Origin of the sequence: Saccharothrix sp. ALI-22-I (assembly GCF_001984175.1) — a bacterium.
GTDB lineage: Bacteria > Actinomycetota > Actinomycetes > Mycobacteriales > Pseudonocardiaceae > Actinosynnema.
On the sequence record NZ_MTQP01000046.1, the window covers coordinates 107,692 to 125,190 of the forward strand.

Below are 17,499 nucleotides of genomic sequence, written 5' to 3' on the forward strand. Positions count from 1 at the left end.
GGTGCCCTGCCGGTTGGTGCGAACAGCTCGTGCAGCCCGAACACCTGCACGAGGATGTCGTGTGCTGCGAGATAGCGGGCAAGAGGGTGGGCGGGCTCGAATGCCTTGCGCATCCTCGGCACCACCAACCCCGACGGAGCGTGGACCACCCAACAAGCGCGCAACCTGCTCATGGACCTGGGCGACCGGGCCGGCGACTTCCGGTTTCCGATCCACGACCGGGCTGACCAGTTCACCACCTCGTTCGACACGGTCCTCGCCGACGCCGGCATCGAGGTCGTGAAATCCCACCACGCTGCCCCGGGCCACTGCCACGCCGAAAGGTTCGTCGGCGGATCCGTTCTCGGCGGCTTGATCAACGAATACAAACCTACAGCGGCTTGACGCAGGTCAGAACCACAGCGCCGACTTTCGGCACCCCGCACGAGTTCGAGGGACAGGTGGCCGCACGGATCACGGTGAAGGCAGTGGAACGACTGCCCGACGAGGTGACGATCCCGGACGGGACGCCGGAGGGCCGTGCGCGGAGCTCGACCTCACCGCAGCCACCGACGCTGGCTACTCGTCACGGACGCCCGCTCCCTAGACGCCAGAGTCAACCTCGGTGGGCGTGTCGTCTCGGTATCGGCTGTCTACGGAGCCGGCGTCGGAACGCTCACCGAGCCACAGCCGACGGACGTCGAACTGGTGGGGACCATCGTCGAGTCCATCGGCGGGCGGAACTGGGCGCGACCGGCATGTCGTGCGCGGGCCGTCACGGCTCGACCGGCGTGCCGAGCCTGTCGAGCCTGGCCGCGACGGCCTCGGCCTGCGGCATGCCCAGCTCGCGGTAGACCGCCAGCGCCCGCTGCCAGTACTCGCGGGCTTGGTCGTGCTCACCGAGTCCGGCGTGGACGTCACCGATGCCCGCGAGGGCGTGCGCGAACTCGTCCGGGTGCGCCTGCCCGTTCTCGGTGGTCAGGACCTCCCGGTAGAGCTGGAGCGCCTCGGTCGGGTTCCCGGCGGACGCGTGCGCCGCAGCCAGTCCGCTCAGCGCGGCGATGAGGTCATAGAGGTCGCCCACGGCACGGGCGATCCGCAACGCCGACTCGAGGTGGTGCACCGCCAGCCCATGGTCTCCCAGCTGTCGGTGTGCGGTACCGAGTGCGCACAGGGCGGCGCTTGCAAGGACGCGGTGACCGGCGTTCTGCGCGACGGTCACGGCCTGCCGCGCGTCGTCCAGCGCCTGCTGGTAGCGACCGATCGCGGTGTTGACCTCCGCCTTGCCGCACAACGCGTTGGCCTCATGGCTCGGGTTCCCGGCGTCCCGCGCGATGACCAGCCCACGCTCGTGCAGGTCCAACGCCTCGTCGTACTGGCCCACGATGCACAGGACTCGCGCGAGGTTGTTCATCGCCGGACTTCCCAGGTGTTCGACGCCGGCGTCGTTGAAGAGCGCCAGAGCCTGGCGGAAGCAGTCCGCCGCTGCGGCGAGGTCCCCTCGTCGCCAGTGCACGATGCCGAGGTTGTTCAGCGATGAGCCTTGCAGGAACCGGTCGCCGACCTGCCGGTACAGGGCCAGCGCCTGCTCCAGGTGTTGGGCGGCCTGCGGGAGGAGCCCGATCCGGAGCTTCGAGGCGCCGAGCACCCGCTCCGCGTCGGCCTCCGCGGCGGTATCGCCGAGTGCCTGGGCGGCGTGCAGCGCACTGGTGTGCAGCGTGATGGCGTCGTCGTGGTATCTGCCGATGCTGAGGTAGCGCCACACCGTGTTCGACATGTTGACGACGTTGTCGGGCTCGCCGTGTTGGGTGGTGGCGAGCAGGTTGGCCCGCTCGCGGTCCAGCCAACCGAACGCCGAGTCGTAGCTGTCGAACACCGGTGACTCGGCGTCCGGCGCGGCGACCTTCGGCCTGCGCTCGGCCTCGTGCGGGGCGATGACGTTCATCGCGGCAGAGGCCGTGGCGAGGTAGTAGCCGAACAGCCGGGTGAGCGCCGCATCGCGGTCGGCCGCGGAGTCGGTGGTCTCGGCCAGTTCGGCGGCGTAGGCGCGCAGCAGGTCGTGCGGTTGGTAGCGCCCGCCGAGGGTCTGGTCGACGAGGTGGGCGCGTACCAGCACGTCGAGTGCCCGGCGGGTTTCCCGCAGCCCGGTCCCGGCCGCGGCGGCCACCGCGTGGGCGTCGATGTCGTGCCCGGGGTGCAGGCCGAGCAGCCGGAAGACCCTGGCCACGGCGGGGTCGAGGTGCCGGTACGACCAGGAGAACACCGCGCGCACTGCGGTGTGCGGGTCGCCGTCGACGTCCAGCAGGTCCAGCGCGTCCTGCGCCTCGGCGAGCTCACCGGCCAGCTCGCCGACGGCGCGTCCCGGCCGTGACCGGACCAGCTCCGCGGTGATCCGCAGCGCCAGCGGCAACCGCACGCATCGTTCGACCAGACTCCCGACCGCTGCGGGCTCGGCGTCGGCACGCGCGCCGAGCAGTTCACGCAACAGGCCGACCGCGTCGGTCGGGGACAGCCGGTCCAGCACGAGCCGGTGCGCGCCGTGCCGGACGACGAGCCCGGCCAGCGAGTCGCGGCTGGTCACCAGCGTGAAGCAGGACGGGCTGGCCGGCAACAGCGGGCGCACCTGCTCGACGGTGCGGGCGTTGTCCAGCAGGACCAGCATCCTGCGCTGATCGACCAGCGTGCGGAAGCGCGCGGCACGCTCGGCGAGGTCCTCGGGGATCGCCGCGCCGTCCAGACCGAGCGCGCGCAGGAAGCCGGCCAGCGCGTCGGCGGCCGGGACCGGCTCGTCCGGGCCGTAGCCGCGCAGGTCCACGTAGAGCTGCCCGTCCGGGAACCTGTCGCGCACCCGGTGTGCCCAACGCACGGCGAGAGCGGTCTTGCCCACCCCCGCGGTGCCGGCCACCGCCGAGATCACCACCGGCGCCTCGGCGGACAGCAACCCGTCCAGCTCCACGAGTTCGGCCTCCCGACCGACGAACCCCCGCACGTCCACCGGAAGCTGGGCGGGCACCTCGCGGCGGGCCGCCCGGTCGTCCGGCGCCGGCTCGGCCGAATCGTCGGCGAGGACGTGGCACTGCAGCTCACGCAGCTCCGGCCCCGGCTCCAGCCCCAGCTCGGACACCAACGCCTCCCGTGCCCGGCAATAGACCTCCAACGCCTCCGACCGGCGCCCGGCCCGGTACAACGCGGTCATCAGCAGCCCGTGCAGCCGCTCCCGCAACGGGTGCTCGGCCACCAGCTCGGAGAGCTCACCGATGACCGCCTCGTGCAGGCCACAGGCCAGCTGGGCCCGGTAGAGCGATTCGACGGCGGTGAGGCGGCGTTCGGTCAGCCGCCGTGCCCAGTCGGCGAGCACCGGCACCTCCACGTCCGCGAACGGAGTGCCACGCCACAGCGCCAGCCCCGCCCGCAGCGACTCGATCGCCCGCTGCGGCTCCCGCTCCGCGGCCGCCACCCCCGCCCCGACCAGCGCCTCGAACCGCTCCGCGTCGACCTCCTCAGCCCGAGCCCGCAGCCGATAGCCCGCCGCGCCGAACGACAGCCGAGCCGGATCGTCGAGCACACCACGCAGCCGGTGCACGTGCAGCTGCAGCTTCTGCCCGGCCCGCGAGTCCGGCCGGTCACCCCACAGCGCGTCTGTCAGCACGTCCACCGACACCGGCTGGTTGGCCCGAGCCAACAGCACACCGAGCAGAGTCCGCCGCAGCCGCCCGGACAGCACCCCCACCCGCTCGCCGTGCCGGACCTCCACCGGCCCCAACACCCGAAACTCCATGAGCCCCCGCCCCCTCCGACCAGCCACCCAGTCTCGCGCACCCGGGCTTTCCCCGGCGTGAAAGTGCGACGAAAGCACCGCCACGATCCTGGTCCCGTCGGCCGGCGACCAGTTGCCAGTGGTCGGTTGGCTCGGAGGACCAACACATGACACGGCTCACCGTCGCACGTATCTCCCCGGAAGGAGACCCAATGGCAGCCGAGTTGATCACGGCGGTGATCGTGGACGATCACGCGGCGATCGCGGCAGGCGTGCGGTACTGGTGCGAGCAGGCCGACCCGCCGATCGCGCTCGTCGACGCCGGGGCACGGCTCGCCGACATCTGGACGGGGCCGGGCGCCGCCGCCGACGTGGTCATCTTCGACCTGGAGCTGGTGCCCGGGAAGCCGGACTTCGGCGAACTCCGCGGGCTGGTGGACAGCGGACGCCGGGTGGTCGTGTACTCGCACCACGCCGACTACGCCACCGCGATCAAGTGCCTCGACCTCGGGGCGCTCGCGTACCTCACCAAGCGCGAAGGCCCGGAGCACCTGATACCGGCCATCCGCGCGGCCGCGCGGGACATGCCCTACCCCACCCCGCCACTGCCCGGCACGGACGACGCGCCCGGCAAGCCGCGCCTGTCCCCGCGCGAGGTGGAGGTGCTGCGTGCCTGGTTCGCCTCGATGTCCAAGGAACTCGTCGCCGCGAAGCTCCACATCACCGTGAAGACCGTCGACACGTACATCACCAGGGCACGGGTGAAGTACGCCAACGTCGGCCGTGCCGCCCGCACCAAGAGCGACCTCGTCACCCGGGCGCTCGACGACGGCGTCATCACACTGACTGAGCTCAACCAGGCCGCGCTGTGAGGCTGGTTCGAAACGGAGTACTGAACCGAGCGGTCGACGGGATCAAAGCGCATGCACCAGATCAGATCGAAGAGGTCCGTCATGACCGATGAGTCGATGCACGCGCTCCTCAGTCCACCGAATACCCACTCGGCGTCAGCCAGCCGCCCCTTGGGATCGCTGACCTGCCGGAACCAGAACAAGTCCGCAAGGTTCGCCGACAGATCATCCAGTTCGTGATCGGACCGAGCCCCATCGCGCTCGGCATCTCCATCGGCAGCGGTGAGTGGCTGCTCGGGCCGATCCCAGGGCGGCCGGCACAACCAAACCTCTCGCCAGCCGCGCGCCGGGCCGTGTCAATGGCCAGTTGGGATTCCCCAGTGGCGGCCAGTTAGCGGGGAGGTATCTGGCCGCGCATGGTCACCGAGCGTCGCCTGCATACCGCGCTGTAGTGGTCCGTCTGCGTTTGATCTGCCACTGTCGCCCGGCTGCTCAACCGTCATGCCGTCAGCACTGGCTCGTCCGCCGCCGACACCTACGATCAGCGCTCTGGAAATCGATTGGCCGGTGGGGCCCGACCCCTGTCAGGATCATGATTTTGTGAGCAGTCGCCCCGTCATTTCCGAGGTTCCGACTGGACCGGTGCCGGTCCCCGACATCGTCACAGCGCTCGCCGGTGACGCCGCCATCACCCCCGTGTGGCGCAACGAGCTCGGCGGCCTGACCTTCCGCTTGGACGTGGGCGATGGCGCCAGGTATGTCAAGTGGGTCGCCGCCGGGACCCCTGAGATCGACCTGCGCGGCGAAGCCGAGCGCCTGGCCTGGGCGCAGCGCTGGGCGCGTGTCCCACCGGTCCTCGACCACGGCATCGATGCCGAGGGCGCGTGGCTGATCACGGCGGCCGTCCCCGGCCGGTCGGCGGTGGAGCCCCGGTGGAAGGCCGAGCCTGGTATTGCGGCGGCCGCGATCGGCCGCGGACTGCGCCTGCTCCACGACACCCTGCCGGCGGACCGGTGCCCGTTCGACTGGAGCGTCGAGCGGCGGCTCGTACGCGCCGACGAGCGCATCGCCGACGGCGAGGGCGTGGCCGACTGGTCCCCCGAGCACCGGCATCTCGGGTTGACCGAGGCCAGGGCTCGGCTCGGTGAACCGCCCGCGATCGACGGTCTCGTGGTCTGCCATGGAGACGCCTGCACCCCGAATACCCTGCTGCACGACGACGGCACCTTCGCCGCGCACGTCGACTTGGGTTCGCTCGGGGTGGCTGACCGGTGGGCCGATCTGGCGGTCGCGACGTGGAGTCTCGACTGGGACTACGGTCCCGGCTTCGACGGCATCCTGTACGACGCGTACGGGATCGACCCCGACCCGGAACGCATCGCCTACTACCGCTTGCTCTACGACTTGGCGTGACCCGTTCGCACCCACGGCTTGACAGTTCGGCCGAGGTAGTCAGCCAGGTGGTCCAGAGCGGTCACGTCGTGGACGTACGGGCCGGGCGTGGCGGCCGAGCCGCCCGTGGTGCGGGGCAGGCCGCTGTAGAGCTGGGCAGCGGGCGGCTGGGACACAGGTCGGTGGCCTCACCAGAACCGCACTCCGGCTACGGAGCGTAACATTGCAACTGGCCGTCCCCGGGGACTTCGAACTGGCCGCTGACAGGGCCGGCCGCCCAACGCCCAGGCGATCTTCTCCCACACGGCACGCAACAGCGGGCTGGCCCTGCTAGTTAGGGTCATGGGTCGGTTGTCAAGCCGGTGGCGACGATGTTGCTGGTGGCCTGGTGGTTGGTGCGGTCGATGTCGCGTTTGGCGCGGTGTTTGAAGATCGCTCGTTTCACCACGGGTGGGCCGACGCGGGATCGACGTGGGGGCAGCGGGTCGGCCAGGACGGCGCGGCCGATCCTGCCGACGAGGTCGACGGTGGTGGCGGCGATGACGCCCGCGGCGCGGACGATCTGGTCGCGGGCGGTCTGCAACGTGATGGTGAAGCCTGCCCGGTCCGGGCTGATCGTGGGGTGGTTCATGGTGGCGTCGGCCATTGCCAGGCGCAGCGCCTGATAGGCGGTCAGCAGGGCATGGACCTCCTGGTCGATCCCGTCCGGGGTGCGGGCGCGCAACAGGCGCCCGCCCAGGGTGGTGGACTTCAGTTCCAGTAACGCGGTCTCGCTCCTCCACCGCTGGTGGTAGAGCGCGACGATCTCCAGGGCAGGATGCCGGTGGTGGTCGAGCAGGGTGGTGATCAGGCGGTAGCGGCGACGTTCGCGCAGAGCCTGCGCCGGGTGGAGACCAAGGTCAACCTGTGCGGTGCCAAAGCCGGTACACAGGCTCTGACCTTGTGCTTGCCGAAAATGGCGTCCGTGCAGGTCAGGCGGGGTGGTGGTACTCGTTGAGGATGCCGCTCAGTCGTTGCCGTCGGCGGATGTCGAGTCGGGTGATTGCGGCTTGGTCGGTGGTTGGTTGTGGCAGTGGGTGTAGTGGTCGGGTGTTGGTGATGCCTTGGTGGGGTCGGTGGGTGTTGTAGAAGTGCTCGTACTCGCGCAGGGCGTGGAGCAGGTGCCGTTGGTTCCAGATCAGCGTTCGGTCGAGGAGTTCACGGCGGCAACTGCGGATCCAGCGCTCCATGATCGCGTTCATCCGCGGTATCCGGACACCGGTGAGGACGACCTGGATGCCCGCGTCGGCGAGGACGGCATCGAACAGCGCTGGGAACTTCCCGTCCCGGTCGCGGATCAGGTACCGCATGGAGCTGCCCGCGTCCTCGAGATCCATGATCAGGTTCCTGGCGGCTGGGGTGACCCAGGACGCGGTCGGGTGCGCGGCGTTGCAGGACGGTGATCTGGTGCCGCAGCACCAGGATCTCCACGTCCTTGTCTCGATCACTCATGGGTAGCAGGCGCAGCAACGCGAACGCGTTGGTCATGCCCAGGTAGGCCAGTCGGAGCAGCACAGCCGGTCATCATGCCGTGCTGGTCGATGTCACGGCGGATGGCAACTGCGCCTGTGAGCGCTTCGAGGCCTTGGGTCTTGTACACCCTCTACCTGCATGGATGAGGTTATCGGCAGGCACAGCCCGCTGGCGTCCGAGGGGCTCGAGTTGGTCTTCGCGGACGAGTACGGCGAGCAGCGGGTCTCCTGGGCCCCGTAGTCGATGTCGACCCTCAACTGACGCGGACGCGGTAGGTTGCCAGCGCGCTCGTCCCAGGGAGACCAGCATGACCGCACCACCGCCCGGACCGCACTGGCAGGGCCAGCGAGGTCAGCAAGATCCGTACGGCCCGCCGCCGCACGGGCTGCCGCAGCCGCCGTACGGCCCCCCGCCGTACAGTTACGGCCCGCCGAAGAAGAGCAACACCGGGCTCGTCGTCGCCCTGGTGATCGTGTCCGTGCTGCTGGTGGCGGGTGCGGGCGCGGCCATCTGGTACCTGACCAGCCGACCCGACGCGCAGACCGGGCCGATGCGCCCGACCGCGCCGACCGGCGCCCCGCCCACCGACGCCCCTCCAAGGGAGGCGCAGGCGATGGCCCGCGACCACGCCAAGGAGTACGTGGCCGCCATCAATGCCCGCGACGAGGCCGCCGCGACCGCGCTGACCTGCAGTCTGGAGCGGCCCGGCCAGGTCTACGACGAGGGCGTGGAGCGCGGTCCGGCCCGGCTGGGGTCCAAGCCGGTCTCGATGAGCAAGTTGACCATGGAGTACTCCGTGGAGTTCGAGTCCGGGGAACCTGCGTTGATCGAGCTCCGCTGGCCGCAGAACGGTTCCGGGTCCTGGTGCATCGGCTGAAGTCGAGGTACGGCCCGACCGGCGGTGACATAGCGCACTGAACACCGGGTGGTGGCGCGGCGCCGATTCCGTGGAATGCGCGGCATTGCACCAGGGGGATGCGGGCGCTGCGGGTCGCGCCCGGCCCGTAAGGGGGAACCTGCGTGCGGTCCGGCGACTACGTCAGAACCAGACGCACGTCGAGGTAGACCTCGCAGCGTGCGAGTACTGCCGTGACACAGTGGCAGAGCTGCGCGAAATGGCCAGTCCACTGAGCCATTTTCATCGTGACGGTGCAGGTCACGGCGCAGGCTGAACGGCTGGATGCGGGTATGCCGCTCGAAAAGTCATCGTCGCTCGTGCTGCGGCTCGCCAGAGAGAACCCACGGTGGGGGCACCGGCGGATCCAGGGCGAACTGACCCGACTCGGCCACCGCATCGCCCACTCGACGGTCTGGCAGATCCTGCACGAAGCGGGCATCGACCCGGTGCCCCGCCGTGCCGGCCTGACCTGGCGGGAGTTCCTCACCGCCCAGGCCCAAGGCACCATCGCGGCGACTTCCTCCACCTCGACACCGTGCTCGGCAGGCGCCTGTACGCGCTGGCCTTCCTCGAACACGGCACCAGGCGCCTGCACATCACCGGTGTCACCGCTCACCCCACCCAGGAGTGGACGACGCAGCAGGCCAGGAACCTCGCCGCCGACCTCGGGCATCGAATGGAGTCCCTGCGCTTCCTGCTCCGCGACCGCGACGGCAAGTACGGCCAGACGTTCGACACAGTCTTCCAAGCCGACGATCTCCAGGTGATCAAGAGCGCGCCACAGGCGCCCCGGATGAACGCCCACTGCGAACGGGTCATCGGCACGCTCCGACGCGAAGTCCTCGACCACATCCTGATCCTGGGAGAGGTTCATGCACGTCAAGTCCTCGCAGCCTACGAAGACCACTACAACCGACACCGGCCCCACCAGGCCCGTGACCAACTACCACCCGAAGCTCAGCAGCACCCCACCGCGGTACACGACCTCGACACCCGCAGACTGCACCGCACCTGCATCCTGGGCGGCCTCATCAACGAGTACAGATACGCTGCTTGACCAGCAACGATGACTTTTCGAGCGGTACAGCGTCGGCCGGAATCGGTGCGCCGCAGGCGTGACCATGGCAGCCTGGTGGGCATAGCCGATCGTGCCCAGGCGGCGCGAGATCAACCGGCGCCGGGCATCGTCGCCGGCGGCCTGGCCGCCCGGATAATTGACTCGCCGCGTCAGCGGGATGCCGATGTAATCCTGCCATGCGCATCACCTCGGAAACCGTCGCTGACGGCATCCGCGCACAGCTCTTCACCATCGGGGACATCCCCGGGGTGCTCTGGACGCCCGCCGAGGGCTCCGGTCCCCGTCCGCTGGTCTTGATCGGGCACGGCGGCGGCCAGCACAAGAAGGGATGGGAAGTCGTCTCCCGAGCCTTCCCCTACGTCACCTCCTGCGGCTTCGCGGTCGCCGCGATCGACGCGCCAGGTACCGGCGACAGGCCGGAGCACCCGGAGATCCGGCGGCTCGTCGCGGTCATCCAGGAACGAGAGGCTGCGGGCGAGCCCTTCGGCCCGGCGTGGCCTGCCCTCAACGAAACCGTGGCGTCGCAGCTCATACCCGACTGGCAGACCACCCTGGACGCACTCCAGAAACTGGACTCCGTCGGCGACAGCCAGCCCGTCGGGTACTACGGCCTGTCCCAAGGGGGTGAGATGGGCATACGCCTCGTCGCGGCCGAACCTCGGATCACGGCTGCGGTCCTCGGCCTCATCGGAAGCGACTGGCTCACCGACACCGCAGCGCGGATCACGATCCCGGTCGAGTTCGTGCTGCAGTGGGACGATGAAGGCAATCCACGGGACTCAGTCATGAAGCTGTTCGACGCACTCGGCTCCGCCGAGAAGACCCTGCACGCCAACCCCGGCAGCCACTTTCGAGTCCCGTCCTTCGAAATCGACAGCTCGATCCGGTTCTTCGCCCGGCACCTGGGTAGCCCTGGCACCGCGAGCAGCTCCTGACACCACCGGCGCCACGCCGACGCGCGGTCCGGCGCCAACGCCGTGCCCGATCTCGCCTGTCCGGGCCGGCCAGGCAGCCGGTTGGCGGCGCCCCTGCGGGTCCCCAGTATCGGCCAGCCGCCGCAACTGCTCGATACGGCCACTCCTGACCAGCTGTATCGCCACCTGGCGCGTACTGGGTGCGAGACTCATCGCCGGCACCGACAGTGCAGGAAGAACGACATCACCCCACAGTCCTAGCACGTGCGTCGACGTCCCGAGCCGACGACCCGTACGACTGGAGTCCACTGGGCATCGTCCAAGGCGGCACTCCGGCCGACGCGCACGAGCGACAAGGCCGATGTCTGTCCACTCGGGATAGCTGCGGGGGTGTCCTGCCGCCGTTGCGGGGTTACGCTTGGTCGTGCCGCTCGAGCAGTGCTCGCAGCACCGCCATCTCCGCGGCGAGCGCCTCGCGGCCCGCCGCGGTGACGCTCAGCCACGTCTTCGCGCGTTTCCCGTCGTAGCCCTTCTCGACCTCCAGCAGGCCGGCCTCTTCGAGGACCGTGACGTGCCGGGACAGGTTGCCCGCAGTGAGATCCAGAATGGACTTGAGGTAGCCGAACTCCACCCTCTTGGCCTCGGCCGCGATCGTCAGGATGCCCAGCCGGTGCCGCTGGTGGACGGTGTCGTCCAGGCCCGACGTGGGGTGCTCGGTCATGCGGGGATCTTGTCCCGAACCCGACGGGCGATGAGCCCACCGACCCCGCCGAGCACGAGGATCAGCGACGACGACAGCAGATCACCGAAGTCGATCAGCGCCACCGGCCACAGGACCGAACCGTAGACCCACGTCGACCACCCGTTCACGAACAGCGCCCAGACGGCGAACAGCACGGCGAACGACGTGCACAGCGCACTGCGCTCCACCCACGCCAAACCGAGCACGCCCACCGTCACCACCAGCAACGGCCCGAACGGGAAGACCATCACCAGGTGGGCGACCAGGATCAGCGACAGGATCACGATCGCGGTCCGGAGCTTCCGCTTCGCGAGCAACGTCGCCACCACGACCCCGGCGACCAGGACCGAAAGCGCGACCGGCCAACCCAAGGTGGTGAAGACCAGCCGGGTGGCCAACGGCACGCCCAACAGCGGAAAGGCCAGCACGAACACGGTCACCTGGACGTAGAGCCGCGTCGAGGTCTCCACCCCGACCTTCCCCGCCCGCCACCGGTACCACCACACCGTCGCCAGGAATCCGACCGTCAGCGCGGCCATCCAGTAGAGGTCCTTCCACAGGGACGGGCGGTCGGTGAAAGTGGAAGTCCTCGTCGCCTGCCCCGTCGGGTGCAACCAGTGCCACACCGACGGCAGGTCGTGCGTCGACCAGGAGCAGGCGGACGCGCACTGCACAGGCAGGTACAACGGGATCGCCGCCGCGACGATCACCCCGAACAGCAGGAACGGGAACCAGTAACCGTGCCGGTCACGACGAGCGCGCCGCCGCAACGCCGACAGCTCGTCGAGCAGATACCTCGGATCATTCCCCACCGCACAACCCCCAACCCCTCGCTGATGCAATCAAGTTTGCACTGCAAACCTAGCGACGTCAACCACGCCCCATGAACCTCACATGGCCGTGCCTGAACGACGTGCTCTCGATGAGCGCGTATCGCCAAACCAGACCCCATACCTGCCAAAGATCGGCTGGCCATGCGGGCCGTCGATCGGCCATACCGTTGCGCACAAGCAACCCGTCGACCGGCCGCAATCGGGCGGAATGCGAATCACGGCCTGATCTGAGGCCATCTTCTGGTATCTGATCTTGTGTGTCGATGGAGTCGGTGGCACCACAGCGACTTCTCCATCGAGTCCGGTCGGATCGTCTACCGGTGGTGCGTCAACAAACTCCTGGAGAGGAGCGACCTCGGTCCCCGTCTGGCCGGCCAGGGCGACGACACCGGCCGCATGGTGACGACGACTGGGGACACGCGAAGCGAACTCGTCGACGCGCTTGTGGTCGCCGATGCCAGTGACACCGGCGACCAGATTCGTCATGCGGTCGCCCTGTTCCGGGCGCGCGGTGCCGACAGGCACCAGAAGCGGTCAGCTGTAGTCGTTCTCGCTCGGGTCCTGGAGAGCCGACGAAACCTCCTCCGGGCCGAGCTGCTGAGCAAGGACGAGGACGCCTTGTTCATGATCGCGAACAAGTTCGACATCCGACATCAGAACGAGTCCCAGAAGTCCGACTACGACGAGGCCTTCCTTGACTGGATGTTCTGGTGGTACTTGGCGACGATCGAACTGACGGACCGCCTCGCTCTCCGTGGCCAGCCTGCCGCGCAACCGTCTGAGCGAGCTTGACGTTTGGCGGATATCTGAGATCAAGGGGCACGAGCCTCCGGAAGGGTGTCCCATCATGGAATTTTGGGTGGCAGGAAGCCTGGGCCTCGGAGTTCGGTGATGCCGGCTGGTCATCAGCAGCCAGGCGGCGTGCAGCGTCTGCACAGGACGCAGTGGGTTGCGAGTCGCGGATTGCCGGAGTGGTCGATGTTGTCCTTGCCCAAGGTCAGGCGGATGTGTCGTTGGTTGCGGTGTCGTGGTCGGTGCTGAGTAGGTCGGTGAGTTGTTCGACTGCCCAGTCGGGGAGGGTGACGGCGGTGGTGTCGGGTTCGCCGCGGGCGCGCAGGTTGGATCGCTCGTTGAGGATGGCGTGGGTGAGCCAGTGATTTCGGCAAGTTGAAGTGGCCCCGGTGTCTGGGTTGCGGGGGCGGGCGCCATCTTGATTTGGCCCACTCGCCGGTCGCTGCGAAGTGCGGCACTCTGATTTGGCCCCACTTCGTTTGGGTGTTTCTGCTGGCCGCGTGAAGTTGCTAGCCCGGTGACGATGGCGTGGTGGAAAGGCATAAGCTCTGGCCCGGTGATGCTGATGTGGGCGCTGGACGAGGTGTTCACCGGGTACTACGGCGACCCCCACCTCGACATCGAGGGTGTGCCTGACCTGGAGCACCTCCGTGGATCGACCCGACCCATCCGGCCTGGCGAACGGCCCGGTGTCAGCGGCTTCACCGATCAGAAATCCTCCGCCACGTCGTCAGTTCTGTTAGCCCCCTCGCACCGGTGGAAGGATTGATGACCATGACCGACGCTAGACCGCTGGGCGCCGACGAGGCCACGTTCATCGCGGCGGTCCGCTCAGGCGATACGGCGCGGTTCGCGCTCATCACGGAGCGCCACCGGCGTGAGCTGCAGGTGCACTGCTACCGGATGCTCGCGAACTACGAGGACGCCCAGGACATGACGCAGGAGACGTTCCTGCGGGCGTGGAACAAGCGGGAGTCGTTCAAGGGCCACGCTGCGCTGCGGACCTGGCTGTACCGGATCGCGACGAACGTCTGCCTCGACTTCCTGGAGAAGCGCAATGACCGCACACCCGTACCGTCCGAGCTGTCGGACTCTGGCTCCGAGGTGCTGTACCTGCAGCCGTACCCCGACCGGATGCTCCCCGAGGACCCGCAGGAATCGGTGGTGGCGCGGGAGACGATCGAGCTGGCGTTCATCGTCGCAGTCCAGCACCTGCCGCCGCGGCAGCGGGCGGTGTTCATCCTGCGCGACGTCCTCGGCTGGCCGGCGTCGAAGGCCGCCGACGCCCTCGAGCTGACCGTCGCATCGGTGACCAGCGCACTGCAGCGGGCGCGCGTGACGATGCGCGAGCGGCTGCCCGACCGCCGCCTCGACTGGCGGAGCCCCGCCACCCACGAGCTGTCGAATGACGAGCGCGGCGCGGTGAAGTCGTACATCGACGCCCATGAGCGCAACGACCTCGACGGGCTGATGTCCCTGCTGCGCGACGACCTGCGCTTCGCGATGCTGCCCGATCCGGGCACCTTGACCACGACGGCCAAGGACGCGGTGGACGGCTGGGTCTCCGGTGGGCTCTTCCAACGCGGCCACGACGACTGGCGCTGTATCGCCACGACGGTCAACCGCATGCCTGCCGCCGTGCTGTACCTCCGCACCCCCGACGACCCGGAGTACCGGCTATTCGCCATCGCGGTCCTGCACATCGTCGACGGGAAGATCGCCGAGCTCACCGGATTCGACGCCACCGACAAACCATGGCTGGACCTGCCCCCGACACTGTGATCACACGAAGTCCCATCGTCGACGAGTCCAGCGCACGGGCCGCCGTCACCGACGTCACCGCGGAATGAGCACCCCGACCAGCTGAGCACCACCGCCCCGCCGGTGCTGCCGGCGGGGCTTCTTCATGCCCGAAGAACATCGTCACCATCGACGCCGTCGCCCTCATCTCCAGCAAGTCGGTCAACAGCTCACTCGGAACGCAAGGAAGCGGCCGGGGCAAGGTTCCCTCATAGCCGAGGGTCACGACGAGCACGCCAGGAATGACTTCGACCCGGCCTCACGAGCCGAGCATCTGGCCCGTGCTCATCGCCTCGTCTCGTACCGGGTCAGCACCACGCCGCCGGGAAACGTCCGCGTCTCCACGAGAGTCAGGTTCACCCAGCTGTCCAGCGCCGTGAAGAACGGCGTGCCGCCACCCACCAGGACCGGGTGGGTGACCAACACGTACTCGTCGATCAGCCCGGCCCGCATGGCCGCCCCGGCGAGCGTCGCGCCGACGATGTCCATCGGGCCGGCGTCCTCGGCCTTGAGCCGGGTGATCTCGGTGACCGCGTCGCCGGTGACCAGGCGGGTGTTCCAGTCGACCGTGCTGGTCGTCGAGGAGAACACCACCTTCGGCATGTCCCGCCAGCGGCGGGCGTACTCGATCGCCGCCGGTGTGGCGCCGGGCTGCTGGTCGGCGGTCGGCCAGTGGGAACTCATCGTCTCCCACAGCTTGCGCCCATACAGCGCCAGGCCCATCGCCGCCACCCGGTCGGACCACCACTGGAACAGCTCGTCGCTCGGCGACGAGTCCGGTCCCTCACCCCCACTCCAGCCGAGGTCGTCGCCGGGCGCGGCGATGTAGCCGTCCAGGGTCACATTCATGCCAAAGGTCAGTTTCCGCATGGCGTCAGCCTCCCGTGAGTCGATCTCACACGTACAGACGGGCGCGGCGCGAAAACCTAATCGGTGCGCGATCTGCGTCCGCAGGTAGTCCTCGCGTTCCAGACTGAGAGCGTGTTTGAGAAGATCAACTTGCGGTGGTGAAGGTGCGTCGTTGCTGCCGGGTGGCGGCCCTCCGCGGGCGATCCTGCGGGTGATGGTGTTGATCGCGGCCCAGCGGCGGGATGACGACGAAGCCGCGTTGATCGGCGGGTTTGCGCACGATGTGCAGCGTGGTGCGCAGGATCGTGTAGGCCCAGTCGAGCAGGCGGCCGGCGAACGCGCCGTCGGTGAACACGAACCGCACCCGGGTGCACAGGTAGGCCTGCAGCAGGGCGGGCTTGGCGCCGTCGGGGCCCTGCACCGCGGCGGTGACGACCACGACGGTGAGCAGCAGGCCGAGGGTGTCGGTGACGATGAACCGCTTGGCCGACCATATCAACGCGAGCTGGCAGCCCGCGACACGTCGGTGTCAACTGGCGCGCCGGGTGTTGCGACGGCGTTTGGTGGTGCGCAGCCGGAAGGACTCGGTGCCGGTCTCGATGATGGACGCGTCGAAGGTGAGCCGGTCGACGATCGCGGCGCAGAGCCGCGGGTCGGTGAAGTTACGGGCCCATTCGCTGAACGCGGAGTTGCTCGCGATGGCGATGCTGGAGCGTTCTTCGCGTTCGGTGAACACCTGGAACAGCAGTTCCGCGCCGCGGCGATCGAGTTCGAGATAGCCCAGCTCATCAAGACACAACAGGTCAACACGGCCGTAGCGGGCGATGGTTTGGACAGGTGCTTGTCGTCGGCGGCCTCGACGAGCTCGTTGACCAGTGCGGCGGCGGTGACGTAACGGACCTTGAACCCGGCTTCCGCGGCGGCGGTGCCCAGCCCGATCAGCAGGTGGGACTTGCCGGTGCCGGAGTCCCCGATCAGGCAACCGGCTGCCCGGCGCGGATCCAGGCGCCCTTGGCGAGGGTGTGGACGAGAGCGGGCGGGACGTTCGGGTTCGCGGCGAAGTCGAAGGGCGCCACCCCGATGCCGTCGACGACCTCGCGGTCGGGACCCAGGTGGCGCATCGACGGCAGGCCCAGCGTGCTGTTGTCGGACAGCACGTAGCCGTTGGCCGCCGACGGTGATCCCGCGACCGAGGGTGGGTTCGGCGTGCACTCGCGGGGCGCCGAAGACCTGGAACGACTCGACGTGGACTTCGCGGATCAGATCGACGAGCCAGGCCTGGCGGATCGCCCGCGGTGAGGGGGCTCTGCCTCGCGAGTCGTAGTAGCCGGACGCGGACACTCCGAGCACGCGGCAGGCGAGTTGGAGCGACCGCCCCTCGGAGACGATCACCGTGACCGCCTCGTACCGTCTTTGGGGTGCTGCTCTCCTTGAGCAGTTCGGCGGCGTGTGGGACTCTGTTGCCCAATTGAGTATGCGCTGGTCACGGGTGTTTTCAGGGCGTGATCATCTGAGGTGGATGATGATCCACTGCGGCTGGCGTCCGGCCTGGTCGCGGAAGGGATCAGGTGATGTCGGTCCAGCCGCGTGCGTGGTCGGAGGTGCCCGAGCGGACCGTGCTGGTGGCGAGGGCGGCGTTCCCGAAGGGGACGTTGGCGATGCGGGTGCGGGACGAGTTGCCGGGCTTGTTCGCCGACGGGCAGTTGCGACCGCTCGAATGTTCACGTTCACATCGTGACCACGAGCGTCCGGCCAACTCAATGGGGCAACTGGAGTATGGCGGACAGATCTGCTGCCGCTAAAGGCTTTAGCACTCAGCTGCGCCCCAAGTGGCGACGGAGCGGGCCTTGGTGAGCGCTCACATAACCGGCTTGCGTGATCGTTGACCGGCCTCCGGCTGTGGAGCTACATTGGCCCGAAGGTTCAGTTGACCTGGCGGAAACTTAACGCCGCAGAGTGGTCCGAGTTGTCCGCCGCCGTGGACCGCTCGTCAACGCAGACGAGCACAGGAGCACCTCATGTCCTCTCCATTGAGTCGGCGCAGACTGTTCCAGGCCGCCGGTGTCGCCGCTGTCGCGACCGGTGCGCCGTCGCTGTTCACC

At 68.6% G+C, this 17,499-nt stretch carries 18 protein-coding genes and 2 pseudogenes; 10 read left to right on the top strand and 10 right to left on the bottom strand.

Annotation, left to right across the window (positions count from 1 at the left end; all coding sequences use genetic code 11):
* The first annotated feature begins 105 nt into the window (after nt 1–105).
* Nucleotides 106–384: a hypothetical protein gene (locus tag ALI22I_RS08295; RefSeq protein WP_238598206.1), complete on the top strand. Its 279-nt coding sequence runs from the start codon at nt 106–108 to the stop codon at nt 382–384.
* Nucleotides 385–754: 370 nt separating this feature from the next.
* On the opposite strand, the gene ALI22I_RS08300 is transcribed toward ALI22I_RS08295, so the two are convergent.
* Nucleotides 755–3,757 (bottom strand): AfsR/SARP family transcriptional regulator, encoded by a 3,003-nt coding sequence (locus ALI22I_RS08300; protein WP_077004887.1) that lies wholly within the window; start codon nt 3,755–3,757, stop codon nt 755–757.
* 191 nt (nt 3,758–3,948) lie between these two features.
* Here ALI22I_RS08300 and ALI22I_RS08305 point away from each other — a divergent pair, with 191 nt between their 5' ends.
* Entirely contained in the window at nt 3,949–4,608 is a 660-nt protein-coding gene (locus ALI22I_RS08305; protein ID WP_077004888.1) for a response regulator transcription factor, read from the top strand.
* Between the two features lie 621 nt (nt 4,609–5,229).
* Entirely contained in the window at nt 5,230–6,000 is a 771-nt protein-coding gene (locus ALI22I_RS08310) for an aminoglycoside 3'-phosphotransferase (protein ID WP_238598207.1), read from the top strand.
* Here ALI22I_RS08310 and ALI22I_RS50575 read toward each other — a convergent pair.
* The 3 genes from ALI22I_RS50575 to ALI22I_RS08320 form a co-directional block, all read right to left on the bottom strand.
* Nucleotides 5,985–6,155, bottom strand: a complete 171-nt coding sequence (locus tag ALI22I_RS50575; RefSeq protein ID WP_179118152.1) for a hypothetical protein — start codon at nt 6,153–6,155, stop codon at nt 5,985–5,987. The genes ALI22I_RS08310 and ALI22I_RS50575 overlap by 16 nt on opposite strands.
* 164 nt (nt 6,156–6,319) lie before the next feature.
* Nucleotides 6,320–6,949 (bottom strand): transposase, encoded by a 630-nt coding sequence (locus ALI22I_RS53280; RefSeq protein ID WP_083751550.1) that lies wholly within the window; start codon nt 6,947–6,949, stop codon nt 6,320–6,322.
* 1 nt (nt 6,950) lies between these two features.
* Nucleotides 6,951–7,355 carry an integrase core domain-containing protein gene (locus ALI22I_RS08320; RefSeq protein WP_238598208.1) on the bottom strand — a complete coding sequence of 135 codons (405 nt, stop codon included), beginning with the start codon at nt 7,353–7,355 and terminating at the stop codon, nt 6,951–6,953.
* A 443-nt stretch (nt 7,356–7,798) separates the two neighbouring features.
* On the opposite strand from ALI22I_RS08320, the gene ALI22I_RS08325 reads away from it, so the two are divergent.
* The 4 genes and pseudogenes from ALI22I_RS08325 (at nt 7,799) to ALI22I_RS08335 (ending at nt 10,402) form a co-directional block, all read left to right on the top strand.
* Nucleotides 7,799–8,368, top strand: coding sequence for a hypothetical protein (locus ALI22I_RS08325; RefSeq protein ID WP_077004891.1), 570 nt, complete (start codon nt 7,799–7,801; stop codon nt 8,366–8,368).
* A 311-nt stretch (nt 8,369–8,679) separates the two neighbouring features.
* Nucleotides 8,680–8,787: pseudogene (locus ALI22I_RS53290) on the top strand (helix-turn-helix domain-containing protein); the annotation flags it as partial.
* A 137-nt stretch (nt 8,788–8,924) separates the two neighbouring features.
* Nucleotides 8,925–9,446 (top strand): transposase, encoded by a 522-nt coding sequence (locus tag ALI22I_RS08330; RefSeq protein ID WP_238598209.1) that lies wholly within the window; start codon nt 8,925–8,927, stop codon nt 9,444–9,446.
* Between the two features lie 197 nt (nt 9,447–9,643).
* Nucleotides 9,644–10,402, top strand: a complete 759-nt coding sequence (locus ALI22I_RS08335) for a dienelactone hydrolase family protein (protein WP_077004892.1) — start codon at nt 9,644–9,646, stop codon at nt 10,400–10,402.
* 391 nt (nt 10,403–10,793) lie between these two features.
* On the opposite strand, the gene ALI22I_RS08340 is transcribed toward ALI22I_RS08335, so the two are convergent.
* Both ALI22I_RS08340 and ALI22I_RS08345 read right to left on the bottom strand, forming a co-directional pair.
* A complete protein-coding gene (locus ALI22I_RS08340; protein ID WP_077004893.1) occupies nt 10,794–11,102 on the bottom strand; it encodes a transcriptional regulator in 309 nt (102 codons plus the stop codon).
* A complete protein-coding gene (locus ALI22I_RS08345; RefSeq protein ID WP_077004894.1) occupies nt 11,099–11,935 on the bottom strand; it encodes a hypothetical protein in 837 nt (278 codons plus the stop codon). Before ALI22I_RS08345 ends, ALI22I_RS08340 begins: the two co-directional genes overlap by 4 nt.
* A 417-nt stretch (nt 11,936–12,352) precedes the next feature.
* On the opposite strand from ALI22I_RS08345, the gene ALI22I_RS08350 reads away from it, so the two are divergent.
* Nucleotides 12,353–12,748: a hypothetical protein gene (locus tag ALI22I_RS08350; protein ID WP_143532064.1), complete on the top strand. Its 396-nt coding sequence runs from the start codon at nt 12,353–12,355 to the stop codon at nt 12,746–12,748.
* Nucleotides 12,749–13,522: 774 nt separating this feature from the next.
* On the top strand, nt 13,523–14,530 hold the full coding sequence (locus ALI22I_RS08360) for an RNA polymerase subunit sigma-70 (RefSeq protein WP_077004911.1): 1,008 nt from the start codon (nt 13,523–13,525) through the stop codon (nt 14,528–14,530).
* A 303-nt stretch (nt 14,531–14,833) separates the two neighbouring features.
* On the opposite strand, the gene ALI22I_RS08365 is transcribed toward ALI22I_RS08360, so the two are convergent.
* From ALI22I_RS08365 to ALI22I_RS54555, 4 genes and pseudogenes are all read right to left on the bottom strand, one after another.
* On the bottom strand, nt 14,834–15,418 hold the full coding sequence (locus tag ALI22I_RS08365; RefSeq protein ID WP_077004897.1) for a dihydrofolate reductase family protein: 585 nt from the start codon (nt 15,416–15,418) through the stop codon (nt 14,834–14,836).
* A gap of 124 nt (nt 15,419–15,542) precedes the next feature.
* Nucleotides 15,543–15,896, bottom strand: a complete 354-nt coding sequence (locus ALI22I_RS08370) for a transposase (protein WP_077004898.1) — start codon at nt 15,894–15,896, stop codon at nt 15,543–15,545.
* Nucleotides 15,897–15,926: 30 nt separating this feature from the next.
* Nucleotides 15,927–16,402 (bottom strand): annotated as a pseudogene (locus tag ALI22I_RS55480) (ATP-binding protein).
* Nucleotides 16,372–16,554 (bottom strand): hypothetical protein, encoded by a 183-nt coding sequence (locus tag ALI22I_RS54555; protein WP_274522767.1) that lies wholly within the window; start codon nt 16,552–16,554, stop codon nt 16,372–16,374. Before ALI22I_RS54555 ends, ALI22I_RS55480 begins: the two are co-directional and overlap by 31 nt.
* A gap of 7 nt (nt 16,555–16,561) precedes the next feature.
* Between ALI22I_RS54555 and ALI22I_RS54560 the strand changes: the two genes are divergently transcribed.
* Nucleotides 16,562–16,696 carry a hypothetical protein gene (locus ALI22I_RS54560; protein ID WP_274522768.1) on the top strand — a complete coding sequence of 45 codons (135 nt, stop codon included), beginning with the start codon at nt 16,562–16,564 and terminating at the stop codon, nt 16,694–16,696.
* Nucleotides 16,697–17,499: the final 803 nt, after the last annotated feature.